The 26805-nt window shown below is 67.8% G+C and carries 21 protein-coding genes; 11 read left to right on the top strand and 10 right to left on the bottom strand.

The genetic code is table 11. The annotated features are described in order from the left end of the window. The first annotated feature begins 153 nt into the window (after positions 1 to 153). The gene (locus tag AC16DP_RS38225) at positions 154 to 1668 is read left to right on the top strand and encodes a flavin-containing monooxygenase (protein ID WP_329726859.1); all 1515 of its coding nucleotides are present in this window, start codon (positions 154 to 156) and stop codon (positions 1666 to 1668) included. A 182-nt stretch (positions 1669 to 1850) separates the two neighbouring features. On the opposite strand, the gene AC16DP_RS38220 is transcribed toward AC16DP_RS38225, so the two are convergent. The 4 genes from AC16DP_RS38220 to AC16DP_RS38205 all read right to left on the bottom strand — a co-directional run bounded on the left by AC16DP_RS38220 (position 1851) and on the right by AC16DP_RS38205 (position 5317). After that, on the bottom strand, positions 1851 to 2171 hold the full coding sequence (locus AC16DP_RS38220; protein WP_329726858.1) for a MarR family transcriptional regulator: 321 nt from the start codon (positions 2169 to 2171) through the stop codon (positions 1851 to 1853). A gap of 144 nt (positions 2172 to 2315) precedes the next feature. Next, the gene (locus tag AC16DP_RS38215; RefSeq protein ID WP_329726857.1) at positions 2316 to 3104 is read right to left on the bottom strand and encodes a DUSAM domain-containing protein; all 789 of its coding nucleotides are present in this window, start codon (positions 3102 to 3104) and stop codon (positions 2316 to 2318) included. Between the two features lie 2 nt (positions 3105 to 3106). After that, positions 3107 to 3541 (bottom strand): hypothetical protein, encoded by a 435-nt coding sequence (locus tag AC16DP_RS38210; RefSeq protein ID WP_329726856.1) that lies wholly within the window; start codon positions 3539 to 3541, stop codon positions 3107 to 3109. A gap of 300 nt (positions 3542 to 3841) precedes the next feature. After that, positions 3842 to 5317 carry a hypothetical protein gene (locus tag AC16DP_RS38205; RefSeq protein WP_483956951.1) on the bottom strand — a complete coding sequence of 492 codons (1476 nt, stop codon included), beginning with the start codon at positions 5315 to 5317 and terminating at the stop codon, positions 3842 to 3844. A 209-nt stretch (positions 5318 to 5526) separates the two neighbouring features. Between AC16DP_RS38205 and AC16DP_RS38200 the strand changes: the two genes are divergently transcribed. From AC16DP_RS38200 to AC16DP_RS38170, 7 genes are all read left to right on the top strand, one after another. Further along, entirely contained in the window at positions 5527 to 7926 is a 2400-nt protein-coding gene (locus AC16DP_RS38200; protein WP_329726854.1) for a glutamine--tRNA ligase/YqeY domain fusion protein, read from the top strand. Between the two features lie 139 nt (positions 7927 to 8065). Next, the gene (locus tag AC16DP_RS38195; RefSeq protein ID WP_329726853.1) at positions 8066 to 8299 is read left to right on the top strand and encodes a hypothetical protein; all 234 of its coding nucleotides are present in this window, start codon (positions 8066 to 8068) and stop codon (positions 8297 to 8299) included. Positions 8300 to 8308: 9 nt separating this feature from the next. Continuing rightward, a complete protein-coding gene (locus tag AC16DP_RS38190; RefSeq protein ID WP_329726852.1) occupies positions 8309 to 9742 on the top strand; it encodes a class I SAM-dependent methyltransferase in 1434 nt (477 codons plus the stop codon). Positions 9743 to 9760: 18 nt separating this feature from the next. Continuing rightward, a complete protein-coding gene (locus tag AC16DP_RS38185; RefSeq protein ID WP_329726851.1) occupies positions 9761 to 11320 on the top strand; it encodes a hypothetical protein in 1560 nt (519 codons plus the stop codon). Between the two features lie 443 nt (positions 11321 to 11763). Further along, entirely contained in the window at positions 11764 to 11991 is a 228-nt protein-coding gene (locus AC16DP_RS38180; protein WP_329726850.1) for a hypothetical protein, read from the top strand. Then, entirely contained in the window at positions 11988 to 12596 is a 609-nt protein-coding gene (locus AC16DP_RS38175; protein WP_329726849.1) for a head protein, read from the top strand. The genes AC16DP_RS38180 and AC16DP_RS38175 overlap by 4 nt, the downstream gene beginning before the upstream one ends. 117 nt (positions 12597 to 12713) lie before the next feature. After that, positions 12714 to 17882 carry a WD40 domain-containing protein gene (locus AC16DP_RS38170; RefSeq protein ID WP_329726848.1) on the top strand — a complete coding sequence of 1723 codons (5169 nt, stop codon included), beginning with the start codon at positions 12714 to 12716 and terminating at the stop codon, positions 17880 to 17882. A 170-nt stretch (positions 17883 to 18052) separates the two neighbouring features. Here AC16DP_RS38170 and AC16DP_RS38165 read toward each other — a convergent pair whose 3' ends face one another. Further along, positions 18053 to 19399 carry a DUF2330 domain-containing protein gene (locus AC16DP_RS38165; protein ID WP_329726847.1) on the bottom strand — a complete coding sequence of 449 codons (1347 nt, stop codon included), beginning with the start codon at positions 19397 to 19399 and terminating at the stop codon, positions 18053 to 18055. Then, positions 19369 to 20220 (bottom strand): RnfABCDGE type electron transport complex subunit D, encoded by an 852-nt coding sequence (locus AC16DP_RS38160; protein ID WP_329726846.1) that lies wholly within the window; start codon positions 20218 to 20220, stop codon positions 19369 to 19371. Before AC16DP_RS38160 ends, AC16DP_RS38165 begins: the two co-directional genes overlap by 31 nt. 55 nt (positions 20221 to 20275) lie before the next feature. On the opposite strand from AC16DP_RS38160, the gene AC16DP_RS38155 reads away from it, so the two are divergent. From AC16DP_RS38155 to AC16DP_RS38145, 3 genes are all read left to right on the top strand, one after another. Next, positions 20276 to 20872, top strand: coding sequence for an HD domain-containing protein (locus AC16DP_RS38155; protein ID WP_329726845.1), 597 nt, complete (start codon positions 20276 to 20278; stop codon positions 20870 to 20872). A gap of 99 nt (positions 20873 to 20971) precedes the next feature. Next, a complete protein-coding gene (locus tag AC16DP_RS38150) occupies positions 20972 to 22774 on the top strand; it encodes an OPT family oligopeptide transporter (RefSeq protein ID WP_329726844.1) in 1803 nt (600 codons plus the stop codon). An 84-nt stretch (positions 22775 to 22858) separates the two neighbouring features. Then, positions 22859 to 23956, top strand: coding sequence for an alpha/beta fold hydrolase (locus AC16DP_RS38145; protein WP_329726843.1), 1098 nt, complete (start codon positions 22859 to 22861; stop codon positions 23954 to 23956). A gap of 12 nt (positions 23957 to 23968) precedes the next feature. Here the strand turns inward: AC16DP_RS38145 and AC16DP_RS38140 are convergent, their stop codons facing one another. From AC16DP_RS38140 to AC16DP_RS38125, 4 genes are all read right to left on the bottom strand, one after another. Then, entirely contained in the window at positions 23969 to 24655 is a 687-nt protein-coding gene (locus AC16DP_RS38140) for an endonuclease V (protein WP_329726842.1), read from the bottom strand. Between the two features lie 63 nt (positions 24656 to 24718). After that, positions 24719 to 25537 (bottom strand): glycosyltransferase family 2 protein, encoded by an 819-nt coding sequence (locus AC16DP_RS38135; protein WP_329726841.1) that lies wholly within the window; start codon positions 25535 to 25537, stop codon positions 24719 to 24721. A gap of 97 nt (positions 25538 to 25634) precedes the next feature. After that, the gene (locus AC16DP_RS38130; protein ID WP_329726840.1) at positions 25635 to 26198 is read right to left on the bottom strand and encodes an imm11 family protein; all 564 of its coding nucleotides are present in this window, start codon (positions 26196 to 26198) and stop codon (positions 25635 to 25637) included. 20 nt (positions 26199 to 26218) lie between these two features. Further along, a partial coding sequence (locus AC16DP_RS38125; protein WP_483956950.1) for an AHH domain-containing protein occupies positions 26219 to 26805 on the bottom strand: 587 nt, incomplete at its 5' end.

Genomic DNA, 26805 nt, shown 5'->3' with positions numbered 1-26805 from the left:
GTGTGCCAGGGGATGCGCGCCCCGCCGTGCACTCGGGATTCCGAGGAGTTGGAGGCGGCATGAACGAAGAAGGGGTCTCGAAAAATCGAGGCCCGCGGAATGGAGCCGCCGGAAAACCGTGCCAGGATGACCTCGGACGTCGAGGAGCATGTCGTGGCGCGAGAAGACCCGCTGACTCCACTCCCTCGGAGGGTGGAGGTCGCCATCATCGGGAGTGGCTTCGGAGGCCTGTGCATGGCCATCCGGCTCCGGCACACGGGACTCGAGGACTTCGTCCTGCTCGAGAAGGAGCATGACGTCGGGGGCTGCTGGCGCGACAACACGTACCCGGGCGCCGCCTGCGACGTCCCCTCGCACCTGTACTCCTTCTCCTTCGAGCGCAAGACGGACTGGTCCCGGCGCTTCGCGCCCCAGGCGGAGATCCTCGACTATCTGCGCCACTGCGCCGGGAAATACGGCCTCCGCCGTCACCTCCACCTGAACACCGAGGTCACCGGCGCGGAGTTCGACGAGGCGGCGGGCCTCTGGCGCATCCACCTCGCGGATGGACGCGAGCTCGAGGCCCGGGTGCTGGTCTCGGCCTGCGGGCAGCTCAACCGCCCCGCCTGGCCCAGGCTCCCGGGGCTGGAGCGTTTCCAGGGCACCCAGTTCCACTCCGCCCGGTGGGATCACGGCTACGCGCTCGAGGGCAAGACGGTGGCGGTCATCGGAACGGGGGCCAGCGCCATCCAGTTCGTGCCCCAGATCGCCCCACGGGTGAAGCGGCTCTTCCTGTACCAGCGCTCCGCCCCCTACGTGCTGCCCAAGCCGGACCGCGCCTACGGGTGGTTCGAGCGGGCACTCTTCTCCCGGCTTCCCGTGTCACAGACGGGCAGCCGGTGGTGGACGTACTGGAACCACGAGTCGCGCGTCCTCGTCTTCGAGGGCCCCGCCTGGGTGCGCGGGATTCTCGAGCGCCGCTTCCACAGACACCTGGAGCGCTGCGTGCCGGACCCGAAGCTGCGCCAGGCCCTCACGCCCACCGACCCCATCGGCTGCAAGCGCGTCCTGCTCTCCAATGACTACTACCCGGCGCTCACCCGGCCCAACGTGGAGGTCGTCACCGAGGGTATCCGCGAGGTGACGCCCCACGGCCTCATCACCGTGGACGGGAAGGAGCGCGAGGTGGATGCGCTCATCCACGGCACCGGCTTCCAGGCCACGGACTTCCTGGCGCCCATGCGCATCACGGGCCGCGGCGGCCGGGAACTGAACGAGGCCTGGCGCGAGGGCGCCGAGGCGTACCTGGGCCTCACCGTCTCCGGCTTCCCCAACCTCTTCCTGCTCTACGGCCCCAACACCAACCTCGGCCACAACTCCATCGTCTTCATGCTGGAGAGCCAGGTGCGCTACGTGCTCGCGTGCCTGCGCGTGCTGCGCGAGCGCGACCTGCGCTTCCTCGACGTGCGCCCGGACGCGCAGCGGGACTTCAACGTCCGGCTGCAGCGCGGCCTCGAGCGCTCCGTGTGGGCCGCCGGCTGCCACAGTTGGTACAAGACGGCCGAGGGCAGGAACACAAACAACTGGCCCGGCTTCACGTTCCACTACCGCCGCCAGACCCGAGGGCCACGGCTCGCCCACTACGAAACCGTGCATGTCCCCTCTCCCGCTGGGAGAGGGGTACGATGAGCTTTGTTGAAAGGGCCTGTGATTCCGAGAGGTTAGGCCCTATTGCGAATTGTTCGTGTAGTGAATCTGTAGCTTGGCGGGTGTTGTAGCGAATCGGGCCAACGCATCGCTGTGCACTCTCTGTGAAGGCCCCCCGGTCCGGTCTGCTGCTGGCCGGTGTTGGGGGGCTGCAACGGACCTTCCTACATCCTGGGGGGCCTGTCGTCCTCAAGCGGGATGCTCGCCATCATCCTGGCGTATTCGCGCTCAATCCACTCGTCCCTCGCCTTCTTCCGGGCGGCCTGCTCCTGTTCCTTCGTGGCGGGCGGTACGTGGGCGTAAAGCTCCCCGTTCACGATGCGCGACACCTCGCCCTGGGAGATGCCGAACCGCGCGGACAAGTCCTCTTGGGTGAAGGTGCCCGCCCGCGCCAAGTAGCGTAGGTCTTGGACTTCCTGGGGGGTGAGTTTGCGTGCCCGCTCCTTCCGGTGGACCTCCCCCCGAAGCACTCGGGAAATGCTCATGACCCCCAGGGAAAATGCCCATGAGGCGCCGGGGGCCCCAAGAAAGAGTTCAATCCCTAAAACGATTAAGTTGTGGCATGACTCACCTTCCAACGGCTGTTAGGCACTCAAGCGATAATTCCCCCCGCGTCCAGCCCCGAGCGGTCACGACTCCGGGGGAGGACCCTCGAGGCCCCTTAGCTGCTCCTCGGCCATCTCGCGGTATAGCGGCACGACCTCCACGGCCAGCACGTCGCGCATCTGCTGGCGCGCACCGTCGAGATTCCCAGCGTCCCGGAGGCTCGTCATCCGGAACAGTGCGCGGGTGATTCGCTTCTTGCCCTCCCGGAAGCGAGAGAGAATCATCCGCATAAGGGCCTCGGCTCCTCCCGGGCTCTTTAGAGCCTCTTCCGTCTCGGCCTCGATGATTCCAGCCGTGGGGGCGGTCCGGCGTAGGAGGGCGCACAGTTCCTCGGCAAGTTCCAGTGCGTGTCCCTGCTGGATGCGACGTTCAAGAACGGCGAGTTGGTCCCGGTCGGGTAGGCTCGCACTCACGCGCCCGGTTGCGGCCACTTCCGCAAGTTGGGTCATTTCCTCAAGCATACCTTCGGCCCGCTTGCGGTACACAGGAACAATCTCTACGGCGAGCACGTCGCGCATTTGCTTGCAGGCCCCCTCCAGGTCCCCCTGATCCCGAAGGTCATACATCGCAAGGCGTGCATCATCGAGCCGGTCAGCGCCATCATCAATGCGCCGCACGACCTCCTCTAGCAACGTGCTGGCCGTGGTCACGCTACGTAGGGCATCCTCGGCGTCCGGCTGGCTGATGCCTACCTCCTGAGCAGTCCTGAGCAGGAGTGCCCGCGTGCCTTCCGTCAGTTCCAGCGGCTCGCCACCCTCAAGCACTCGCTGGGCTAGATTGCGAATGAGATTCCAATCAATTTTGGCTGACATGGTTAATTGCCTTCACCGGGAGGGTGGCACCTGTCCTTGGGCCACTTTCGCTGGCCCTCACAGTAGCGGATGCAATCGTAACAGTTGCCTGTCCAGCGCCGCTCAGTGCACGCAACGTAAAATTTGATGCACCGCTGTTTCCACTCCGGCAGGTCTTTGTTGTTGGCGAACTCATCAGAATCAACGTAGTCGTCCGGATTGAAGTCCTCGTTGATGTTCGCGACAACATCGCTCACCTCCGCTATTTCCCTCAAAACTCGGAGCACGTCCGAGCGGCTGGCGGTGCAGTTCTCTAGCGGGCTCAGCGGGTACTTCTTTATGCAGCAGTCCACCGTGGAGTCTCCCGGTCGGCATGCGATAGCCGCTGCACAGCCCGACACGAGCCCACCCACCAGGACGACCACCCAGAGGCGCGGGGTAAAATTCAGGCTTTCCATGCCTCAAAGGCTAGGCCAGCCAACCAGGGAATGCCAGCCGGGGACAGGGCGTGACGAGCTGGCCGCCACTAACCCGTCCTGACTGGTTCCCCCGCTGTGCGAACCCGTCTACTTGGCCTGTCTGCCCGCTGGGTCAGGGCTCCTTCGCTTCCTCGGGGAACAGTTCACGTAGCGGCACCTTGTAGGCCACGGACGCGGCTACCAGGGTGGCGACGGTGAGGTTGGCTGCACCCTGCTCCATCTTGATCATGTGCTTTGGGTGAACCCCATCCTCAGCCCTGAGGGAGAGGGAGCGCCCCCCTACGGACCCCGGAGCACCGTCAGTCCCTGCTCGGTCAGGACGAGCAGCATGCTCGGCGTCACGGTGGGCTCGTAGACGAGCTGCAGCACGCGCCGGCCGGACACCTGCGTCACCTGGGTCAGCATCGTGCCGTCCGCCTCCAGCCGCCACAGGCCCCCGCCATCCGTGCCGATGTAGAGCGCCCCATCATCCGTCGCTTTGAGCGAGAGGATCCGGTTCGTCGGCAGTCCGCTGACCCGCGTCCAGTTGCCCGCGGAGCGGGACTTCGGCGTCATCGCCCAGACGCCGTACTCCGCGCTCCCCAGGTAGTAGCGGCCCGAGGCCGTCTGCTCGAAGGCGCGCCAGAAGTCATCGGTGGCCTGGCCGTTGAGCGCATCGTTGAAGCCCTTGAACCGCCAGGGCGTGGGACCCGTCCAGGTGTACTCGCGGTCCCACTCCTCCAGCTTGCTGCTCGGAATCAGCACGCCGAGCATCTGCTCGTTGGCCACGAGGACGTCTCCGTTCGGCGCGATTCCCAGTCCATGCATCGGCGGGCACTGGAGCGACTCGTCCTTCGAGCCATCCGGATTCGTGGTGACGAGGTACCAGCCCGGATGACGGTGGCTGTTGTACGTGAGCCCCTGGATGCGGGTCACCCCGTGGTTCGTCGTGATGTAGAGGTCGCCGCGGTACGGGCCACGCGTCACACGGGCGCAGTTGAGGACGCTGCGATCCTCCTCGTAGTGGAAGTCATTGGTGTTGTGGATGCCGATCTGCTTGCCCTTGTTCGACGAGCCCGTGGTGCGCCAGATGTGCTCCTCGAGCACCACGCTCCCATCCGGCTGGAGGCGGACCGCGTCGAGGTCTCCCTTCTGGTACTCGGCGTAGCGCTCGGGCGAGTAGTTCGGCTCGCCCGGTCCGGGGATGTACGTGCGCTGCGAGATTCCCGGCGCCCGCTGCATCTCCCGCGCGCGATACCCCACGTACGCGCGCCCGGCCTCACCCCCGCAGATGACCGTCGAGCCGACCGCGAGCGAATCCGAACCGAACGGCTGGCGCGCCTGACCCACGCCCGTGGTCCACGCCGGTGCCGTGTCGCCCGGACGCAGCACGCCAATGCGGTTGCCATCGAGCAGCCAGAGGTTCAGCCCCTCATCGAGCCCAACGCTCTGGGGTTTACCGGCACCGAACGAATTCGAGTAGTCGAGCACCGCTTCCGCCGGCCAGGGACCCGCATCCGGTGGCGCGGGTGGCACCGGGTCCGGCTCACCCGCATCGGGCGGCGTCCCCGCATCCCCCTCCGGTGAGGGCTCTGGGGGAGTACCGGCATCCTCGGAGGGAACGGGAGGGTCGTTCGAGGGAACTTCGTTTCCATCTGGTGAACCGGGCTCCTGCTTCCCGGGTGGCTCGACTGTCCGGGTCCGGTCAGCGCAACCCACCGAGAGCAATGAAACCACCACCAGTCCCGCCCCCAACACCCCTGCGCGAATGCCCATCCATGCCTCCGTCCACGGTGGCTCCTTCGCAAGTCCCGGGCCGGGAGTGCTGACCTCGGTCGGGGCTCCAACGGTGCCCTCCTCCGCCCGGGGAGGGCCGCCCGCCGGGAGGGCGGCCAGGGCAGGCTCGGCCCGAGGAACCGCCCCGGCTCCGGCGGGCTTGCTTCTCTCTCGCCCTGGAGACCGGAACGGCGATAGTAAAGGAGCCCATGACGAGCAAGCAGCCAGCTGACCTGATTCCCGCGCCCGAGACGCGCCGTGTGTCTCCGAACTTCATCACGGAAATCATCGACGCGGACCTGAAGTCCGGGCGGCACACGCGCGTCGTCACGCGCTTCCCTCCGGAGCCGAACGGCTACGCGCACCTGGGGCACGCGTTCGCCAGCTACCTGGATTTCATGACGGCCGTGGACTACGGCGGTGTCTGCCACCTGCGCATGGATGACACCAACCCCGAGGGGGAGACGCAGGAGTACGCGGACAGCATCATCCGCGACATGAAGTGGCTGGGCTGGGACACCTCGCGCCTCTTCTACGCCTCGGACTACTACGAGCAGCTCCATGACTTCGCGGTGCAGCTCATCCGCAAGGGCCTGGCGTACGTGGAGAGCGTCAGCGGCGAGGAGATGGCGCGCCTGCGCGGCACGGTGGAGCAGCCGGGCACGCCCAGCCCGTACCGCGACCGCAGCGTCGAGGAGAACCTGGACCTCTTCCGCCGCATGCGCGCCGGCGAGTTCAAGAACGGCGAGCACGCGCTGCGCGCGAAGATCGACCTGGCGAACCCGAACTTCAAGCTGCGCGACCCGGTGCTGTACCGCATCCTCCACGCGTCCCACTACCGCACCGGGGATAAGTGGTGCATCTACCCGATGTATGACTTCGCGCATCCCATCAGCGACGCGCTCGAGGGCATCACGCACAGCATGTGCAGCCTGGAGTTCATCGACAACCGGGCCATCTACGACTGGCTGATGGACAACCTGTTCCCCGACAAGGAGACGGGGAAGACGGCGCCGCGCCAGCACGAGTTCGGCCGGCGCAGCATGGAGTACACCGTCGTCAGCAAGCGCAAGCTGCGGCGGCTCGTGCGCGAGGGCGTGGTGAAGGGCTGGGATGACCCGCGCATGCCCACCATCAGCGCCATGCGCCGCCGCGGCGTGACGCCCGAGTCCGTGCGGGCCTTCGCCTCGCAGATTGGCGTGAGCCGCACCAACCGCACCGTGGACCTGGCGCTCTTCGAGAACGCCGTGCGCGATGACCTGAACCTCCGCGCGCCCCGCGTGATGGCCGTGACGCGCCCGCTGAAGGCCGTCATCCAGAACCTGGAGGCCGAGCGCACACTCAGCCTGCCGTACTGGCCGCAGCAGGAGGTGAGCAGCGCCGATGGGAAGGTGCCGATGCCCAACGGCGAGCGCGTGGCCACCGAGAAGGCCGTGCGCGAGGTGCCGCTCACGCGGGAGATCGTCATCGAGCGCGAGGACTTCAGCGCGGATCCGCCCAAGGGCTTCAAGCGGCTCACCCCGGGCGGCACGGTGCGCCTGCGCGGCGCGGGCATCATCCGCTGCGACGAGGTCATCACGGGCGCGGACGGCGAGCCGTCGGAGCTGCGCGTGACACTGCTCGGCGAGGACGCCAAGGCCAGCGGCGTCATCCACTGGGTGAGCGCCACGCGCGGCGTGAGCGCCGAGTTCCGCCTGTTCGACCGGCTCTTCACGGTGCCGGAGCCCGACAGCGAGGCGCAGCAGTTCGACCCGGAGCAGCCGGGCCACGAGGACGACACGCAGCCGGTGAACACGGACTTCATGCGCTTCGTGAACCCCAACAGCCTGGTGGTGACGCGCGGCTTCGTGGAGCCGAGCGTGGCCAAGGACCCGGCCGAGGCCCGCTACCAGTTCGAGCGCGCCGGGTACTTCTGGAGGGATCCGGTGGACAGCCGTGCTGACGCGCTCGTGTTCAACCGCATCATCACGCTGAAGGACACGTGGGGGAAGAAGGAGGCCGCGGAGCCCGCGAAGGCGGAGGGCAAGCCCCGGACGGAGAAGAAGGCGGACAAGGCTCCCGCGGAGGCTCCGGTGCGTCCGGCGCTCTCCAGTGAGCAGGAGGCCACGGCCGCGCGTCTGCGCCAGCAGGGTGTCACCGAGAACGACGCGTCCATGCTCGCCCGCGAGCCGCAGCTCGCCGCGTACCTGGAGGCCGCGGGTGGCAAGCGGCTGGCGGAGCTCGCGCCCTGGGTGGTGAACGATCTGGCCACGCCGATTCGCGAGGGCACCAACCGCGTGAGCGTGGACGCGCTCGCGTCGCTGGTGACGCTGGTGGCCGAGGGCAGCATCAGCGCCCGCATCGCCAAGGACGTGCTCGCGGAGGCGCAGGCCTCGGGCGAGGCGCCCGCGAGCATCGTGGAGCGCAAGGGCCTGCGCGTCGTCAGCGACGAGGGCCAGCTGCGCGCCGCCATCCAGGGCGTGCTGGACGCCAACCCGGCCAAGGTCGCCGAGTACCGGGGCGGCAAGAAGGGCCTCACCGGCTTCTTCACCGGCCAGGTGATGCGCGCCACCAACGGCCAGGCCGACCCCAAGGCCCTCGCGCGCCTGTTGAGCGAGATGCTCGGTTAGCAGGACGGAGAGGGGGGTCCAATCGGGCCCCCCTCGCTGGCTCGTACGGCGGGCGAGAGAGCGGCCCTGCCGCGCGAGCCCCATGGATTGCGTCTGGGCCCCATGGCGCCGCTTGGGCTATCGTCCCCGCCCAGAAACCATGGGAATCCTCCTCTACGCGGCAACGTCCCTGCCTCAGGTGCTGGCCTACATCGACCCGGGCACCGGAAGCTTTCTGTTCCAGATGCTGATGGCGGGCATCCTGAGCCTGGGGCTCATGCTCACCACCATGCGCGAGCGCGTGAAGAACTTCTTCAAGTCGCGGCTCGGCTCCGGGAACAAGCCGGGCACCGCGCCGGAGTCCTCCAACTCCCAGACTCCGCCCAAGGCCTAGTCCATGAGCATGGCCGAGCGAGCCCCCCGCGCTCCCGGTGGTCCCGGACCGCTCCCGGAGCCCGCCTCCTTCCGGGATCCGAGCGGCTTCGTCTTCCGGCGCGAGGGCATCGTCTACCGGCAGGTCAACGACAGCTACCGCGAGGACTATGAGCTGCTGCGGAGCAGCGGCCTCCACGCGGAGCTCGTCCAGGCCGGGCAGCTCATCCCCCACGACGAGGTGGAGCCCGGGCTGGCCGCCGCCCCGGGGGCCTACAAGGTCCTCCGCCCGCGGCAGCTCCCCTTCATCTCCTACCCGTACGAGTGGTCCTTCAGCCAGCTCCAGGACGCGGCCCTGCTCACCCTGGACGTGCAGGACAAGGCCCTCGCCCGCGGCCTGAGCCTCAAGGACGCCAGCGCCTACAACGTGCAGCTCGTCGATGGCCGGCCCCTGCTCATCGACACGCTCAGCTTCGAGAAGTACGAGGAAGGCAGACCCTGGGTCGCCTACCGGCAATTCTGCCAGCACTTCCTCGCGCCGCTGGCCCTGATGAGCCACACCGATGTGCGGCTCGGCCAGCTCCTGCGCCTCTACATCGACGGCGTCCCGCTCGACCTCGCCAGCCGCCTGCTGCCGGGCCGCACCCGCTTCTCCTTCGCGCTCGGCATGCACGTGCACGCCCACGCGCGCAGCCAGCTCAAGTACGCGGACAAGGCCGTGGAGGCCACCCGCGCCACCACGTCCCACCACTTCAGCCAGCATGCCTTCCGGGCGCTCGTGGCCAGCCTGCGCAACGCCATCCTCAAGCAGCGGTGGACCACGCCCCACACCGAGTGGGCGGACTACTACGAGGCCAACAACAACTACGGCTCCAAGGGTCTGGACGAGAAGGGCAAGGCACTCGAGCAGCTGCTCGAGCAGGTCCGTCCGGGCACCGTCTGGGACCTCGGCGCCAACACCGGCGTCTTCAGCCGCGTCGCCAGCAAGACGGGCGCGCGCGTGGTCGCGTGGGACATCGACCCGAACGCCGTCGAGTTCAACTACCGCCGGGTGCGTGACGACAAGGACCCGTCCGTCCTCCCGCTGCTGCTGGACCTGACCAACCCCAGCCCGGGGCTCGGCTGGGCCAACGCGGAGCGCGGCTCGCTGGCCGAGCGCGGCCCGGTGGACGTGGTGATGGCCCTGGGGCTCATCCACCACCTGGCCATCTCCAACAACGTGCCGCTGGAGCGCGTGGCCGCCTTCCTCGCCTCCCTGGGACACCACCTCGTCATCGAGTTCGTGCCCAAGGAAGACTCGCAGGTCGTCAAGCTGCTCACCACGCGCAAGGACGTGTTCCCCACGTACCACCGCGAGGGTTTCGAGGCGGCGTTCGCGCCGCACTTCGCCACGCTGCGCGCGCTCGACATCCCGGGCACCCGGCGCACGCTGTTCCTGATGAAACGCCTCCCCCAGGAGCGGTAACGCAGAGGCGGTGGACCCATGAAGAAGTCGTGGCTGATTCACCCCTTCCTGCTCGGGAGCGCGCCGGTCCTCTTCCTGCTCGCCCACAACATCGGCCAGGTCGAGGCCAGCGCCGTGCTCGCCCCGCTGGGGGCCGTGCTGGCCGTCACCGCCGTGCTCCTGGGCCTCACGTGGCTCGCGCTCCGCCAGCTCCCCCGGGCCGCGATGCTCGTGTCGCTCCTGGTGGGCCTCTTCTACCTCTACGGGCACGTGTTCCACGCCCTCCAGGACCTGGATGTGATTGCCCGGACACGGGATCTCCATCTGGGCCTGGGGCTCGTGTTCCTGTGTCTGTTCGTCACGGGTGCGCGCTACCTGCTCCGCACGCCGCACGACTTGATGGAGCCGTCCCGGTTCCTCACCCTGCTCGCCGGCATCAGCATCCTCTTCTCGGCGAACGGCATCATCCAGGGAGTCCGGGCCCGGGCGGCGCTGGCCGGCGAGCGCGCTCCCCCGGCACGCCCCTCCCGGGTGGCGAACGAGGACCCCGCGCTGCCGGACGTCTACCACATCATCCTCGATGGCTACGCCCGTGAGGATGTCCTGAAGGACGTCTACCAGTTCGACAACTCCGGCTTCACCGGGTTCCTGCGCCAGCGCGGCTTCTTCGTGGCCGACCAGAGTGTGTCCAACTACCCGCTCACCTTCCTGTCGGTGGCCTCGACGCTGAACATGCGCTACCTCGACGACGTCATCGCGCCGCTCGAGGCGGACAGCAAGGTCCTCACGCCCTTCTATGACTTGATTCACGACCACGAGGTCGGGCGCTTCTTCCAGTCCAAGGGCTACCGCTACATCCACTTCGACACCAACTACGGCGGCACCGAGACGTCCCTCATCGCGGACCAGCGTTACCAGTTCCGCCACCCGCTGCTGCAGAACGAGTTCACCACCGTGCTGCTGCGCACGTATCTGCACTGGCTGCCCCAGCCGAGCGTGGCGGACCTGCACCTGTTCATGCTCGACAAGTTGGAGGAGGTCCCGCGCATCGAGGGGCCGACCTATACGCTCTTCCACCTGCTGCTGCCCCACCATCCCTACGTCTTCGATCGCCACGGCAACATCCGGGCGGACATCCCGCTGGAGTACCAGTGGACGCTGAGGACCGGGGGCTGGGCGGCCAGGCCGCAGTACATCGAGCAGATGGAGTACCTCAACCGCCGGATCCAAGCGGCCATCGAGGACATCCTCGCCACCAGCAAGCATCCGCCCATCATCATCGTGCAGGGAGACCACGGCCCGGCCTCGACCCATCCGGGACAGAAGGTGGAGGACAAGCACCAGTGGGGGCCCGTCATCCGCGAGCGCACCGCCATCCTCAACGCGTACTACGTGCCCGACGAGGTCCGGCGCCACCTCTATCCGTCCATCACTCCGGTCAACAGCTTCCGCCTGCTGCTCAAGCACCGCTTCGGCGCCAACATGGAGCCCCTGGAGGATCGCAGCTTCATCACCTGGTACGACAAGCCCTTCGACCTCCTGGAGGTCACGGAGCAGGTGCTGCCGGCGAAGGGGACCCAGGCCCGCGAGCAGCCCTGAGCCTGGACTGGAGGGTGTAGGGTGCGCCCATGAGGTCTAGAAGAACGCACCGGAAGCTCATGGCCGCAATGCTGAGCGCATTGCTCATCTCGTGTAGCGCCACCCACCATGCGCCGCCCACCCCAACGAGCGCAACCAGTCCTTCCCACCTCGTGCTCATCATCGAGGAAAGCGGCGATGGCCAATTCACCCACTCGTGGCAACCCATCGACGGCCTCGAGCTTCCGCCGGACCAACTCCAATCAAACACTGGCAAACAGGCAGGCCGCATCGTCACCGCAGCGGCCCGGCCGAGAGACTGTGATGAAGAAAATCGAGAGTGCTACCGCAAGTGCATGAAACGCCCGCTTCCTCGTGGGTATGGGGGCTTCACATCTCCACGAAAGAGCGGCGGGAAATCAGAGTTCTGCCGAGGCGAGTGCCAGCAGGCATATGATGACTGCGTGGAGCTGGAGAAGCTACGCCCCCAGGAGGTCACTGGGGTGGATGGTGTCATCCACTGGCTGAGACAGCACCGGACGGAAGTGCTGGTGGGGAGCATCATCGTCGTCTCAGGAGTGACTTTCGTGGTGGTTTCCGCGGGCGCGGGAGTCGTCGTCCTCGCGCCCGTGCTCCTGATGACGTCCACGAAAGTTCCGTCGGGAATCCCTGTCGCGGAGGGACCCCGATGAACACACGCAAGCTCATCACCAAGGCCTCGGATTTCCTCGCGGAGCTCCGGACCACCACTCAATCCCAGGAGCAGCAGGAGCTTCTGGACGTCCTCTTCGACGCCCTTCTCTTCATCGACTCCACGGGCCAGCTCTACTCCTTCGAGGACTATCGTAAGCACCTCGCCTCTGACGACCCTCCTCGCGTGGTGGCGGCCTTCAACACGCGCGAGCAAGCGGACGCATGGCTGAGGGAACACCCGGCTCCGCCCTCTTCAGCGTACATCCTGGTGGCGGACCAGTATCACCATCTCATCTACATCCGCGAGAAGAACCACCGCCGCCTCTTTCCTCACCCCGTGCTCGAATACCATCTCGGAGAGCGGATGCGTGAAGGGCTTCCACCGCCCGTGGCTTCCTTCGCGACAAGGCAGGAGGCGGAGGCGTGGCTCCAGAATCAGGCCATGCCGCCCACACAAGCTGTCATCCAGATCGCGGGAGAGCTCCACCTCGCCGTGTATCACCCCCACATCAATCACCGCTCCATCTACCCCTTCTCCATGGCCGCCAACGTGGCGGAGCCCGAAGACCAGGACCAGGGGCCTACCGGAGAACCCACCAAATAAGGTGCACCCTCCAGGGTCCTCAGCAGGCGGGAGTCACCGCGTGCTCGCCTACTGGCTCCTTCCACTCGAGGACGTGGAGCATTGTGGTATCCGTGCTCCAGCCGGAGGGTGGCCTGTATGAACGGTCCTGGGATGGACGTGCTGATCGTGACAGCGCTCAAGGACGAGCTGGATGCCGTCCTTGACCTCGAGGTGGAGGGCGCGGGCCGCGAGGCCTGGGAGTTGAAACGGGATCAGTATGACTTTCCGTTCCACGTCCGTGAGCTCCGGAACGAGCACGGTGAGACCCTCCGGGTGGCGGCGGCGTGGTCGGGGGAGATGGGCGAGACCTCGGCGGCCACCCGGGCCGTGCGGTTGATCGACGAGCTGGACCCCGCGTGCCTCGCCATGTGCGGAATCTGCGCGGGCCGGCGGAAGAAGGTCTCGCTCGGGGACGTCATCGTGGCGGACCGCGTGTTCAGCTACGACCATGGCAAGCTGGTGGAAGGCCCGCCAGCCAGCGATGGCGGAGGCCACTTCCGCGACATCACCACGTACAACCTCGAGGCGACGTGGAGGATGGAGGCCACCTACTTCGCCCAGGAGTTCCAGAAGACCTGGAAGCCCGTGCTGGAGCGCCCGATGACCCGGGAGGCCCAGACACGCTGGCTGCTCCTGGCGCTCGATGCGCACGAGCAGCAGGGGGCCCCATCACCGGACAAGCACCCCGAACGCAAGACGCGATGCCCCGGGTGGGCCAGCCTCATCCCCGAGCTGCGGGAGAAGGGACTCCTGGACTCGACTCGAGGAGTGCTGCGGTTGACGGAGGAAGGACGGGCCCGGGTCGCGGAGGAGCGGCTGCTCGATCCCGACAACGAAGCGCGGGAGCCGGACTTCCGAGTGCATGTGGCGCCCATCGCCACGGGCAAGACCGTACGGGAGGATCCCAAGCTGTTCCTGGAGCTGGAGCGCCACGTGCGCAAGGTGCTGGGCGTGGAGATGGAAGCCACGGCCATCCAGTTCGTGGCGGAGCAACTCAACCGGCGCGCCATCATCGCCAAGGCCGTGTCCGATCACGCGGACCACGACAAGGACGATGCGTTCCGCGCGTTCGCGTGCCACGCGTCGGCGGCCTTCCTGATGGCGTTCCTCCGCCGGTACGTCCGCCCGAGGGAGCCGGGAAACCGGCTGGCGCGCAAGGAGCACCCCAGGCGCCCGGCCAGCCTGAATGACGAGGAACCCGTCGTCCGAAAGGAACGCCGGGACGACTTCCTCAGCCGGGTCGAACGTGCGTGTGCACTGCGGGAGCCGCCGGGGACGCAGCTCGACCGCATGGTGGGCGCCCCGCCCTTTGGCACGTACCTGGAGGTCTCGGGCCGGGATGGAAAGTTTCCCCGCATCTACCCGGTGGCCGCGCTCGACCAGCCCATCACGCGAGAGGCGCTCGAGACCTTCATCCGGGGCATCCATGCCCGCTACCAGTACCTCTATCCCTCGGTCATCTCGACGCTCGTCCACGTGGGACATGCCGCGCCTCCAGAGCTGGCCCGGCTGGCCGAGTCGAAGCGGGTCAACCTCCTGAGCTTCGAGGAGTACCAGGGCCTCATCGACTTCACGGATTACCTTCGGCGGCAGACGGCGAAGCTCGAGAGCGATCTCATCTACCCTCCCGCCTACTACGTCGAGCAGCGGGGCCACGTGAGTGTCGGGGGACAGGGCGCCGAGGCCACGGAGGACATCCTTCAGGCCCTGAGGGGGGTGCTCAGCGAGCCGGACCGGCGTTTCGCCCTGGTGTTGGGTGACTTCGGGACAGGCAAGACGTTCCTGCTGCACGAGCTGGCACGGCGCATGGGGAAGGAGGAGGGCGGAGCATTGGTGCCCGTGCTGATCGAGCTGCGTGCACTGCAGAAGCAACGCACGCTGAACGAGCTGGTGGCCCAGCACTTCGCGGGCGCGGACGTGTTGCGATTCGAGCTGGAGAAGTTCCTCTACATGCTGAAGGAGGGACGAATCGCGCTGCTGTTCGATGGTTTCGACGAGCTGGCCCTGCGCGTGACCTATGACCGGGCGATGGAGCACTTCGGGACGCTGCTCGAGGCGGCACAGGGCAAGGCCAAGATCGTCGTCACCAGCCGCACGCAGCACTTCCTGAACGACCATCAGGTCAAGCTCGAGCTGGCCCGGAAGGCGGAGGCCATCCCGGGCTACCGGCTCATCAAGCTGGAGCGATTCAGCGAGCAGCAGATCCGCCACTTCCTGGTGAAGCGATTGGGAGGGGAGGAGGCCGCCCACGAGCGCATGGAGTTGCTGCGGGATGTGAGGGATCTGCTGGGCCTGTCGGAGAACCCCCGGCTGCTGAGCTTCATCATCGAGTTGGAGGCGGAGAAGCTGAAGGCCGCCCGGCAAGGGGAGAAGGGGGAGATCACCTCCGCCACGCTGTACGCGCTGCTGATCGAGCGGTGGCTCCACGGGGAGTACGTCCGCGTCAACCCCAGGGGCGCACCCAAGGGACTCAGCCTGGAGCAGCTCCGGAGGGGAGCCACCCGGCTGGCCCTGCTGATGTGGGGACGCACGGAGCGGACGGTGGGAATGGACGAGCTGCCCGAGGATCTCCTCGCGGCGGCGGCCCAGGGTGGCGAATCCCTGGAGCTGGAGAAGGTGAGGCACCAGCTTGGCTCCGGCTCGCTGCTGGTGCGCGATGAGGAGGGGCGCTTCTCGTTCGTCCATCAGTCGGTGATGGAGTGGCTGGTGGCGGAGATGGCGGCGGGGCAGGTGCGAGAAGGGGGCGAAGCGCCCGCGCTCGGCCAACGTGAGATGAGCGACCTGATGGCCGACTTCTTCATCGCCCTGGCTGGACGCGGCGCCGCGAGGGCCTGGGCCGAAGCCAAATCCGCTTCGGCGGAGGCAGGCGTCATCAAGCGCAACGCGCTCCACGTCCTGGGGCGGCTTCGTCTGTTGGGGGGAAACGCGGCGGAAGGGGAAGCCATCAAGAACCTCGAGGGGAGCGATCTGCGCGGACAGGATCTCTCGGGCGCCGATCTCCACCAGGCCAACCTGCGCAAGGCGAACCTCGCCGGGGTGACCCTGGTGGGCGCCAACCTCTCGGGCGCGCGGTTGGAGGGCGCCAGCCTGGCCCGTGCGGACCTGACACGTGCGAACCTCCAGGGGGCCATCCTGACGGGGACGGACCTGTCCGGCGCCAACCTGGTCGAAGCAGACCTGCGCGGGGCAGTGCTCCAGGGAGCGAGGATGCGTGCCGCCCGATTGTTGGGAGCAAAGGTGGATTCGCTGGAAGGCGCGGACGTCTTCGGTGCGGCCCTCACGAGCCATGGGGCGCCCGTGCCCCAGCTCGCACCAGGGTCCCCGATCTCCGCCGTGGCCTTCAGCCCCACCGACAACCTCCTGGCAACGGGACACGATGACGGAATGCTCCGTCTGTGGGATGTCGCGACGGGAACGGTCTTGCGCATCCTCGAGGGGCATGAGGAGTCCGTCACGGATCTCGCCTTCAGCGGGGATGGGAAGCTGTTGGCCTCCGCCTCGAGAGACTGGACAGCCATGCTCTGGAGCGTGGAGCAGGGGCAATCCCTGCAGGAGCTGGAGGGCCATGCGGCACCGGTCCGGGAGGTCTCCTTCAGTCCAGACGGGAAGCTGCTGGCCTCCGCATCGGAAGACAGGACCGTCAGGCTCTGGAGCGTGGAGCAGGGGCAGCTTCTCCGCGTTCTCATGCATACAGGTCACGTGAATGGGGTGGCCTTCAGCCCGGATGGAACGAAGCTGGCCTCCGCCTCCGATGATGCGAAGGTCGTGCTCTGGAATCCCGGGGAAGAGGTCACCGTGCTGCGGGTCTTCGAGGACATGGCAGCACCCGTTTCGGACGTGACCTTCAAATCAGATGGAACGGCCCTGGCGGCTGGTTCCTATGACGGGACGATTCGCGTCTGGAGCCTGCTCGAGGAGCGGGAGCCGCTCCTCCTCGAAGGACATCGGGGCCCTGTCCTGGACGTTGCTTTCAGTCCAGATGGAACGCTGCTCGCCTCCGCGGCCAAGGACACCACGGTGGCACTCTGGAGCCTGACGGGGGATGCCGCCATGCATTTCCTGGCCGAGCACGACGATGCCGTCGTGTCCGTCTCCTTCGATCGGGACGGCACGCTGCTGGCCTCGGCTTCGGAGGACGGAGTCGTGTTGATCTCCCATTTGACCGACAAGAAGGCACTGCACGTCCTGGACGGCGAAGACTCAGCTGCGGCTCTTCGCGTTGCCTTCAGTCCAAATGGAGCCACGCTCGTTTGCGCTTCTGATGATGACGCGTTGTCCTATTGGGATGTCGTGCATGGAAGACGTGTGCGGGTACTCGAGGGGTACTCCGAATCTGCTCGGGCCGTGACCTTCAACGCGGATGGTTCGCGGTTGGCTGCGGTCGACACCGATAGGACAGTCAGGGTGTGGAGCACCGCGGAGGTGAAGCTACAGAGGATGTTCACGGGCTACACCGGAGAGTTCTACAAGGTCATCCTCAGTCCGGATGGAGCCACCCTGGCCTCGCTGGCCGACAACGGTGTCATTTCACTCTGGGACGTTGGAAACGGGCGAAGCCGTCGGCTCATGGAGCGGGCCACGCAGCAGAGCCTGCGGCCCGCTGATCTCGCCTTCAGCCCGGATGGACGATGGTTCGCAGTCGCTGCCCTGGGAAGCATCAAACTCTGGCGCCTGCCTGGATACCAGGAGATGGGCACTTTCGATATCCAGGCGCATGTCCGCAGGATTGCATTCAGAGCGGATGGAGAGCAGCTCGTAGCAGCTTGTGATGACAAGACGCTTCGATTCTGGAGCATGGGGGCAAAGAGGAGTCTGGGAGAGCTCCGGCTCACGATTGCGGTTCGGAGCATGGCATTCAGTCCGGACGGGAAGCTCCTCGCTTGCGTCCTAATGGATGGGAATGTCTGGCTCCATCCATTGGGAGGGAGCTCCGTCGCACGCATGCTTGGGGGTCACCCGGCCGCGGCGCTGAGTCTCGCGTTCAGTCCGGACGGAGCAACCCTCGCGGTCGCCTGCAACGATGGGGTGGTGTGCCTCCATGACGTCGGCACCGAGGCACTGCTCGCGAGGCTCCTCGATCTTCCGGATGGATGGATCGCCTTGCGTGCCGATGGCCGCTACAGGTGCGAAGGAGAAACCGCGCCGGCGTTCTGGTACGCCCTTGGCCTCTGCCGCTTCGAGCCACGCGAGGTCTCCGCCCTGTTTCCGGCGCTCTCGCAGTTCGCCGATGACGAGCCGTTGCGACCAAGGTCATCTCCGGCGTGATTCGCAGGCGCTACAAGGAGACGGCCGAGCCCCCCCGAACGACGCCAGGCACACCTGGTGAGCGACTCTCCTCCCGCTCCTCCAGCGGCCCTCAGCGCCTCAGGAGGGCGGGCAACAGGACCAGGCCCAGGTGGAACACGGCCCTCTGGCCTGGCTCATGACCGCGCGGCTCACTGCCAGAGGCGCTTGTACCAGGGCTCCGGCGCCTTGCCGCCCCCAGCCTTCTTCCCGGGCGCGTCGTCTCCCATCTTCTTGGAGATGGTGCCCAGGTCCCAGCCCGTGAGGTTCGCCAGCGTCTCCGCTTCCCGCTGGTGCCGCTTGTCCAGCTCCCGCAGGTACTGCTTGCCCGCCTCGCACGCCAGCGCCCCCTTGAAGGCGTGCCGCAGCACGTAGCGCGCCTGGAAGTTCTGCCGGTCGCTCGTCTCCTGGAACACCAGATCCTCGGGGAAGTGCTCTCCGTCGTAGCGCGCGTGCAGCCGCGTGAGCACCACCTGGGAGCCTCCCCCCATGTTGCCGTTCTGCCCGTCCAGCCAGAACACCCCGAGCGCCCTCAGCTCCTCCGGGCTCAGTGGATCCGCCGCGCACGGGTCGCACCACCCCATGTCCCAGACGTACTCGGTGAAGAGGGCACGCTTCTCCTCGCGCGCGTGGGCCTTCTCGAAGAGCGCCGGGTAGAACTGCTTGAACTCGTCCTTCACGAACACGGGGATGTCCATGTCGCTGGGAATCTTCACCGTGCGGTAGTTGGAGGACTCCACCCGGCCCGTCCGCGTCATCGCGTAGATGACCAGGTCCTGCGGCCCCTTCGCGTTCGCCATGCCCAGGCGGATGGGCAGCATGAACTTCTTCGACTCGTAGGCCATCTGCAGCGGCCGCAGGTAGTTGAAGCCCTTCGCCTTGTGCTCCTTCAGGTTCACCCTGGCCACGAAGAACTTCATGTCCTGCTTGATGTACGGCTCGAGCGCCTTCGCGGCGCGCGGCGGAATCTTGTAGCCACTCTCGCGCAGCCACGTCTCCAGCCCCGACGACTCCTTGGCCGACAGCAGGACGATGTCGTACTCGCCAATGGTGTACTCGGCCTCCACCGTCACGCCCAGGCTCTTGCGCCGGACCGCGTCCATCGGAGCCCCCGCGGCCGTAGGGGCCATCATCGGCACGGCATCCTCGTACGCCAGCTGCGGGGCGCACGGATCCTCGTCGAAGTACTCCACCAGCCGCGGCGCGGAGTACGCATCCAACCGCTCCACGTACTTGCGCTCGCCCACGTGGATCTGCTCGCGCTCGAGCACCACCGGCACCGGCACCACCAGCGCGAAGTCGGTGAGCTGGCCCTTGTAGTCGTTGGACATGGTGACCACGGTGCGCTCGCCATCGCGCACCAGCACCACCTGCGAGGCCTCGTTGAAGAGGCTCGAGTCGGCCTTGCCCACGTAGAAGCCACAGAAGGCCTCGGCGGCGGGCGCGGCGAGCGTCAGGAATCCAGCCGTCAGGCCGGCTGCGAGGACACGGAAACGCATGCGTCGTTCCTTTCCGGAGCCCCGCCTCCCGGCCACTGGAAGCGGCCCGAGGGCAGGACCCGGTCGATGAGGGGAGTGAGGGGAGAGACGAGGCAGAGCGCCCAGAGGAGCGCGTTCTGCCACCACAGGCCGTGCAGCATGAAGAAGCCGAGCCCGGCCACGCAGACGGCATAGAGGACACGGCCCACGCGGTGGTCCGGCGTCGTCTTCGGGTCGGAGATCATGAAGAAGGTGAAGAGGATGAGGCCACCGGCGGACAGCTGGTGCTGGAGGCTCGCCCAGGGCGCGCCCAGGTAGAAGATGCGGGCCGCCTTGAGCAGCACCCACGCGCCCAGGAAGGCCAGGCTCACGTCCGAGCGGAACGAGCGGTGCGCCACCGCGAGGCCGAACGCCGCGAACCACCCCAGCAGCGCGCCACTGTGGCCCCACTGGCTGGGCGAGCACCACGCGTGCGAGGTGAGCAGCATGGCCACCACCAGGCCCAGGTTGGTGGGGTTGAAGAGGTGCTTGCCGCGCGCGCGCAGGACGAACTTGCTGGAGATGGCCACCGCCGCGGCGAAGGGCCCCACCCAGAAGGCATCGGTGCGCAGCAGCAGCGACAGCCCCAACGAGGTGATGAGCGGCGAGAGGTACCCCACCGGCGGTGCCCGGAACAGGCGCGTCATGGCCCACTGCGTCAGGCACGAGGTGAGCATGATGAGGGGCGGTTGCCAGACGGGAACGTCGAAGCCCAGCCACCCCACGCCCGCCACCAGGAAGCAGGAGAGGAAGGCGATTTGAAGGTAGCGCGGGTCGCGGGGGAGCGCGGCGGCGAGCGTCATGTCCCCATCAACGGACGGCCCGCCCCAAAAGGTCTACGCGCTACCATGCCGGCCCATGCAGACCAAGGCCGCCGCCCCCGTCGCGTTCCTCCAGGGCCGGAGCACCCTCGCCCTCATCGAGGCGTACTTCGAGCTCAACCACCTCAAGCAGCTCTACCGCCAGGGCTGGTTGCGCGTGGGAATCGCCCGGGAGCGCTGTGAGAGTGTCGCCGAGCACTCCTTCGGCGTGGCGCTGCTGAGCCTGTTCCTCGCCGACAGCTACTTCCCCGAGGCGGATGCCTCCAAGGTGGTGCGCATCGCGCTCCTGCATGACCTGGGCGAAGCCTATGCCGGGGACATCACCCCCCATGATCCGGTGAGCCGTGAGGAGAAGCTCCAGCGCGAGCAGGAGGCCGTGGAGCGGATCCTCGCCAAGCTGCCGCGCGGGGCCGAGTACCTCGCGCTGTGGCGGGAGTACGAGCACGGCACCTCCTTCGAGGCCCGGCTGGTGCGCCAGGTGGACCGGCTGGAGATGGGCTTCCAGGCCACCATCTACGAGCACCAGGGCGCGGGGGACCTCTCGGAGTTCTTCGCCTCGGTGCACAAGGCGCTGGAGACGCCCGAGCTGAAGGCCGTGCTCGCCGGGTTGGAGAAGCTGCGGCCCGGCGTCTAAGCCCCCGGGACGACGCCGCCCGCCCGCCTGTCCTCCAGGAGCCAGGCGGAGTGGATTTCGGGACACCCGGCCCGGGCGGTATCCTGGAGACCTATGCAGGTGGGCGCAGCGAGAGACGAAGCCAAGGCGGCACCCGCCGTCCCCGAAGCGGAGACGCCCCGAGTGGGAGAGCCCCCCTCGGCCCTCACCCCGCGCGCGCTCGCGCTCGGCAGCCTCATCGGCGCGCTCATGTGTCTGTCCAACCTCTACGTGGGGTTGAAGACGGGCCTGGCCTTCCCCGCCGCCCTCATCGCCTGTGTCGTCGGGCTCGGCCTGCAGCGGACCCTCTCGCGGCTGAGCGCCTCACGCTTCGGCCCGCCCCTCAGCCTCCGCGAGACGAGCGCCATGCAGTCCGCCGCCTCCTCCGCGGGCTACTCCACCGGTGGCACCCTGGTGACCGCCAGCGTGGCCTGGCTGCTGCTCGCCGGCCACCACCCGCCGATGTGGGCCCTGCTGCTGTGGACACTGCTCAGCTCCGCGCTCGGCGTCGTCCTCGCCCTGCCCATGCAGCGCGCCTTCATCCGCCACGAGCCCCTGCCCTTCCCCTCGGGCATGGCCGCGGCCTCGGTGGCGCGCTCGCTGCACGCCGGGGATTCCGCGGGCCGCGGGGGCGCACGGGCCCTCGGCTTCGGAGCGCTCGGGGCCGGAGTGCTCGCGTTCGCGCGTGATGGGCTCCAGCTGATCCCCGTCACGCTCACGCTGCCGGGTGCGCTGCTCGGCGTGCCGCTGACGGAGCTGACCTTCTCCGTGGAGCTGATGCTCCTGCCACTGGGCACCGGCGCCCTCGTGGGCCTACGCACCGGGGCCTCGCTGCTGCTCGGCGCGCTCGTGTGTTACGGAGGGCTCGCCCCCTGGCTGCACGGGCACGGGCTCCTGAAGGAGATGGGCTACTACGGCATCCTCGAGTGGAGCATGTGGCCCGGCGCCGCGCTGGTGACGAGCGCCTCCTTCACCCACCTGGCGCTCCAGCGGGGCCTGCTGCGGCGCACGTTCGGCGCGCTGCTCGGCGCACGCCGCGCCCCCGGTGAGCTGCCCGAGTCCACGGACGTCCCCCGCACATGGTTCCTCGCCGGGGTGGTGCTGCTCTCGCTGGGACTCGCCACGGTGGGCGCGGTGGCCTTCGACCTTCCCTTCCCGCTCGGCCTGCTGGGGGTGCTGCTCTCCTTCGCGCTCGCGGCGGTGGCGTGCCGCGCCACGGGCGAGACGGACATGACGCCCTCGGGGCCGCTGGGCCACGTGGCGCAGCTCGCCTTCGGCATCCTCATGCCGGGCAACATGCTGGCCAACACCGTGGCGGCGAGCCTCTCCGGCAACATCGCCGCCTCCAGCGCGGACCTGCTCACCGATGTGAAGTCGGGCACCCTGCTCGGCGCCGCGCCCCGGCAGACGTTCCTCGCCCAGCTCTGGGGCTGCGTCGTCGGCTCGGCCCTCATCGTCCCCGTCTTCTACCTGCTCGTGCCGGATGTCTCGGCCGTCTCCGAGGAACGCTTCCCCGCTCCCTCCGGCTTCATCGTGGCCGGCGTGGCGCGCGTGCTCTCCTCGGGACTGGGAGGCCTGCCGGAGGTGTCGCGCTGGAGTGCGCTCGCGGGCGCGCTGCTGGGCGTGGGGCTCGTCCTGCTGGAGCGCTTCGCCCCCGAATCCGCCCGGCGCTTCATCCCCTCACCCATTGGCCTGGGCATCGCCTTCGTGCTGCCCGCCTCCACCTCCCTGTCCATCTTCCTGGGCTCGGCGGCCGCGGCGCTCCTGGCCCGCGCGAGGCCCACGCTCGCGGATGTCGTCACGGTGCCGTTGGCCTCGGGCCTCATCGCCGGAGAGAGCCTGGTGAGCCTGGCCGTCCTGCTCGTCCTCAGCGTCTCCTCCTGAGCGCGGAAGCCGGGTGCCAGGCAGGCCAGCGGCCTCCGGGGGCAGGCGGCTGCGTGACTAGCTTTGGAGGCGAGGAGGAGTGACATGGAACGTTCGACCCGACGCATCCTCGCTGGGGCGGGAATAGGGCTTCCACTCGTGGCCCTGGGCGCCCGGCTATGGAGCAGCCAGGGCTCCACGCCCCGGCTCCGTGACGCGCGGGGACGGCCCGTGTCCGAGGGCATCGCCTCGCTGGAGCAGGTGCGGCTCGGCGGCGTGGAGCAGTGGCTGCTGATTCGCGGACGGAGCCTCCACAACCCGCTGCTGCTCTACCTGTCGGGAGGCCCCGGCGCCTCCGAGATGGCCTGGGTGCGCCACTTCAACGCGCCCCTGGAGGAGCACTTCCTCGTCGTGCAGTGGGACCAGCGCGGCGCCGCCAGGTCCTACTCCGCCCGGAAGGACCCGGAGGGCCTCACGGTGGACCAGTTCGTCTCCGACGCCAGCGAGCTGCTCGAGCTGCTGACGACACGCTTCTCCCAGCGGAAGGTGTTCATCGTGGGCCACTCGTGGGGCAGCATCCTCGGCGTGCTGCTGGCCCAACGCCGCCCCGAGCGCGTCCACGCATACGTGGGCACGGGCCAGCAGGTGAACTTCCTGGAGAACGACACCGTCAGCCACCTGCGCGCCTACGAGCTGGCCATGCGCTACGGGGACTACCGGGCCCTCGCGCGGCTGGCGCGCATCGGCCCGCCGCCCTACACCGGCCGCGACATGGCGCAGCGCTACCTCACGCTGTACTCGCTCGCGGGCCGCCATGCCGGCCGCCGGGGACTGATGCCCGAGCTGTTCTCCTCGGTGCTCACCGCGCCCGAGTACTCGCTGCGCGACAAGGTGCGCTTCTTCCTCGGCATGCGCGAGACGTTCCCCCGCGTGTACCCGCAGCTGGCCGGGCTGGACCTGGAGGCCCAGGTGCCCCGGCTGGAGGTGCCCGTCTGGTTCCTGCTCGGGCGCGAGGACCACGTGACGCCCTCGGAGCTGGCCGTGCGCTACTTCGACAAGCTGGAGGCCCCGCGCAAGACGCTGCTCTGGTTCGAGCACTCCGGACACTCGCCCCCCTTCGAGGAGCCCGGCAGGTTCAACGACATCCTCACCCGGCAGGTGCGCACCGTGGCCGAGACGCGGCCCGAGGCCCTGCTGCACTGAGACGTCCGTGGGCTACGGCCCCTTCGCCGAGCGGCGCACCTCGTTCACCAGGCGGTGGGCATGGCGCGTCGTCTCGGGCTCGCGGTAGCGGGACGTGACGCGCAGCACCAGTTCCACCGCCGTGGGCAGGTCCATCATGTGCCCCGGCGAGACGTAGACGGGCAGCACGTTGGGGCGCGTGCGCACCGCCATGCCCACCACCTCGCCCGCGTGGGTGATCTCCGCCACCGAGCCGCGCTCGGCGCCCAGCGGCCCGTGCCCGCCCACCAGCAGCGACTTGGCACACCCGATGGAGGGCACGCCGAACAACAGCCCGCCATGGCACGCGAGCCCGAAGCGCCGGGGATGCGCCGTGCCCTGTCCGTCGAAGATGAGCACGTCCGGCCGCACGTTCAGCCGGGCCCACGCCTCCGAGAGCACCGGCAGCTCCCGGAAGGACAACAGCCCCGGCACGTAGGGGAAGCGCAGCTTCACCGCGACACTCACCTGGGCCACGGGCTCCAGCGTGCCCGCGTCCAACACCGCGATGCCTCCGTACGCGGTGTCCTCGCCACGGCTCATGGAGATGTCCGCGCCCGCCACCCGCTCCACCTTCAGCCCCGGGGGCGGACGCAATATCAGACGCTCGCGCAGCTCCCGCTGCAGTGCCACCGCCTGTTTCGGTGACAGGTTCCATCCATGCAGGGGTACCAGCTCCATCCACCCTCCGAGGCCGGGCGGAACCCTCCTCGTGGAGCGGGCCGCGCCAGCCGACCTCGGAGATTAGGTCACCCGGTCGCCCGGCACCAGTTTGCGCTCGCCCTCGGGGACGCCGGAGCCCAGCTCCCACAGGAGCGCGTACTTGGCGAAGGAGTGGAACGAGAGCGCCGTGGCGACCGTGAGTCCGCCCATGCCGAAACGGAACAGGCCCTTGAAAAGATAGAATTTGAGAAAGGCTCCCACGGAGTGGGTGCACGCCCGCAGCATGGAGGCGCGGCGTCCGCGCGAGTGGAAGTGCTTCGCGCCGCTCTGGGCGTAGCTGACCTGCTTGCGCAACAGGTGCGAGACCGAGTCGTACGAGCGGTGCAGCAGCCCGTGCTTCAACCGGCCCGCCTTGCCCTCGTGGAGGGCGGGCACGTGGATCCACTCCGAGTCGGCCCAGCTCACCTTGCCCAGCCGGAGCAGGCGCTTCTGGGAGATCCAGAAATGAACCGGCCTGGGCCAGTGGCTCGGGAGGAGGTTCTTCTGGGGGACGTGGTAGGCATCGTGCTGGGGGCCGCGGCGCAGGAGCTCGCGGATCTCCTCGCCCAGACCGGGCATGGCCTTCTCGTCGGCGTCGACGATGAGGACCCACTGGCCGCGCGCCTGCGCGCACAGGGCCCGGCGATGCGAGGCGAAGGTGTCGAGCTTGCGCTGGAAGGCGCGGACCTTGCCACCGCGGGACTGGAGGTACTCCCAGGTGCCATCGGTGGAGTGGTCATCCACGACGACGATCTCGTCACAGAAGTCGAGCGAGTCGAGACAGTCCTTCAGGGTGCGCAGGCTGTCCTTGGTCATCACCGCCGCGCTGAGGACGATGCCGGAGGTCTCGGGAGTGTTCATGCCGCCCGACTTCTACCAGAAGCACGGGAGGTGGCTCACCCCGAAGCCGGGCGAGGGCACAGGGCTCCCGCTCCAGCGCTCTCCGGCCAGGCGGGCATCACACCTCGATGAACCGTGTGCCGGTGATGCCCTCGGCCTCCATGGCCTGCTTGAGGTCCTCGGAGACGATGAGGGCTACCCGCCAACCCCAGGGCCGGAACACACGGGCATCGCCCACCTTGGACGGGTCAATGCGCATGCCGGACACAACCCGGTACTGCCCCAGTTTGTCGGGACGCTCATCCTCGGGCCTCCAGTATTCCACCCGCCTGCTCCTGGCATCGTCGATACACCGGATGATGCTCAGCGCGTTGAGGATGAAATAGGGCCCTTCACGCCCCTCGACTTGCGCGGGGATGAACTGCACATCCCGGACACCCAACTGCTCGAAGAGTTGGACGACTCGTCCATGGACTACAGGAATGGAGAAAGCGGCCCAGCAGTAATCCAGCGGATCTCCGCGAACATCGAGTGGGAATCGCGGTACGCATCCCAACTCGAGCCAGCGCCCCTCCTTGAACTGCCAGGGGTCGAGTTCCTGCCCCTGCTCGTCAACAGGAGTGCCCAGGTGCCAACGAGAGAGCGATTGCCTGTCGTCCATCAAATCGAAATATCGCGCCATGCGCTTCTCCCGCTGTCCGACTAGGGCTTCGTCACCCATTGGTGAAGTTCGGATCCAGGAGTACAAACCTCGTCCGCAAGCCTCTTGAGCTCTCTCAACAGGCTGCTCCTGCATTGCGCAACAGTCCGGCAACCTGCGAGCGCCTCTGCACGCCTCCGATAAACATCCGAATGGTACTCCGCAGGATGGGGACCTTTATGTCCTTTGAGGTAGACGAGGTTCTCCTTCGCGTCCAGGCTCATCCCCGCTTTCGTGAAGAGCCACTCGAACAACGGTGTCCAGGGGCCACCAGACAGATCCGAGATTTCGTTCTTGTTCGTCGCCAGGTGGTGCCAGTGGTAGCCCGCCTTGCTCTCGGTCCCATCCGTGCAGGCGCTTCCCACGGCGGAAGCCGCCGTGCCCGCCGCCGCGCCCGTCACCACGATGGTGCCATCGGCCGCCATCTGCACCGCCGCCGCACCGTTGAGCGTCATGCCCTCCGGCAAGGAGTACCGGGGCACACGCAACAGCGCCCCGAGTCCTCCTTGTGGCACCTCGGGCAGGCCCCTGGCCACTCCCATGCTGGCCGCCAGCATCATCACCCTCAGCCCCGTTCCTCCCACCGCCT

This window comes from Archangium sp. (assembly GCF_057119385.1).
Note: the sequence above shows the minus strand (reverse complement) of the source record. Positions and strands in the feature narration are given on the sequence as shown.

Excerpts from the sequence above, each read along its gene's own strand:
- AC16DP_RS38170 (WP_329726848.1), top strand. The coding sequence starts at position 12,714 with ATGAACGGTCCTGGGATGGACGTGCTGATCGTGACAGCGCTCAAGGAC.
- AC16DP_RS38145 (WP_329726843.1), top strand. The coding sequence starts at position 22,859 with ATGGAACGTTCGACCCGACGCATCCTCGCTGGGGCGGGAATAGGGCTT.
- AC16DP_RS38140 (WP_329726842.1), bottom strand. The coding sequence starts at position 24,655 with ATGGAGCTGGTACCCCTGCATGGATGGAACCTGTCACCGAAACAGGCG.
- AC16DP_RS38200 (WP_329726854.1), top strand. The coding sequence starts at position 5,527 with ATGACGAGCAAGCAGCCAGCTGACCTGATTCCCGCGCCCGAGACGCGC.
- AC16DP_RS38165 (WP_329726847.1), bottom strand. The coding sequence starts at position 19,399 with ATGCGTTTCCGTGTCCTCGCAGCCGGCCTGACGGCTGGATTCCTGACG.
- AC16DP_RS38155 (WP_329726845.1), top strand. The coding sequence starts at position 20,276 with ATGCAGACCAAGGCCGCCGCCCCCGTCGCGTTCCTCCAGGGCCGGAGC.
- AC16DP_RS38220 (WP_329726858.1), bottom strand. The coding sequence starts at position 2,171 with ATGAGCATTTCCCGAGTGCTTCGGGGGGAGGTCCACCGGAAGGAGCGG.
- AC16DP_RS38210 (WP_329726856.1), bottom strand. The coding sequence starts at position 3,541 with ATGGAAAGCCTGAATTTTACCCCGCGCCTCTGGGTGGTCGTCCTGGTG.
- AC16DP_RS38160 (WP_329726846.1), bottom strand. The coding sequence starts at position 20,220 with ATGACGCTCGCCGCCGCGCTCCCCCGCGACCCGCGCTACCTTCAAATC.
- AC16DP_RS38190 (WP_329726852.1), top strand. The coding sequence starts at position 8,309 with ATGGCCGAGCGAGCCCCCCGCGCTCCCGGTGGTCCCGGACCGCTCCCG.
- AC16DP_RS38185 (WP_329726851.1), top strand. The coding sequence starts at position 9,761 with ATGAAGAAGTCGTGGCTGATTCACCCCTTCCTGCTCGGGAGCGCGCCG.
- AC16DP_RS38130 (WP_329726840.1), bottom strand. The coding sequence starts at position 26,198 with ATGGCGCGATATTTCGATTTGATGGACGACAGGCAATCGCTCTCTCGT.
- AC16DP_RS38195 (WP_329726853.1), top strand. The coding sequence starts at position 8,066 with ATGGGAATCCTCCTCTACGCGGCAACGTCCCTGCCTCAGGTGCTGGCC.
- AC16DP_RS38205 (WP_483956951.1), bottom strand. The coding sequence starts at position 5,317 with ATGGGCATTCGCGCAGGGGTGTTGGGGGCGGGACTGGTGGTGGTTTCA.
- AC16DP_RS38135 (WP_329726841.1), bottom strand. The coding sequence starts at position 25,537 with ATGAACACTCCCGAGACCTCCGGCATCGTCCTCAGCGCGGCGGTGATG.
- AC16DP_RS38175 (WP_329726849.1), top strand. The coding sequence starts at position 11,988 with ATGAACACACGCAAGCTCATCACCAAGGCCTCGGATTTCCTCGCGGAG.
- AC16DP_RS38215 (WP_329726857.1), bottom strand. The coding sequence starts at position 3,104 with ATGTCAGCCAAAATTGATTGGAATCTCATTCGCAATCTAGCCCAGCGA.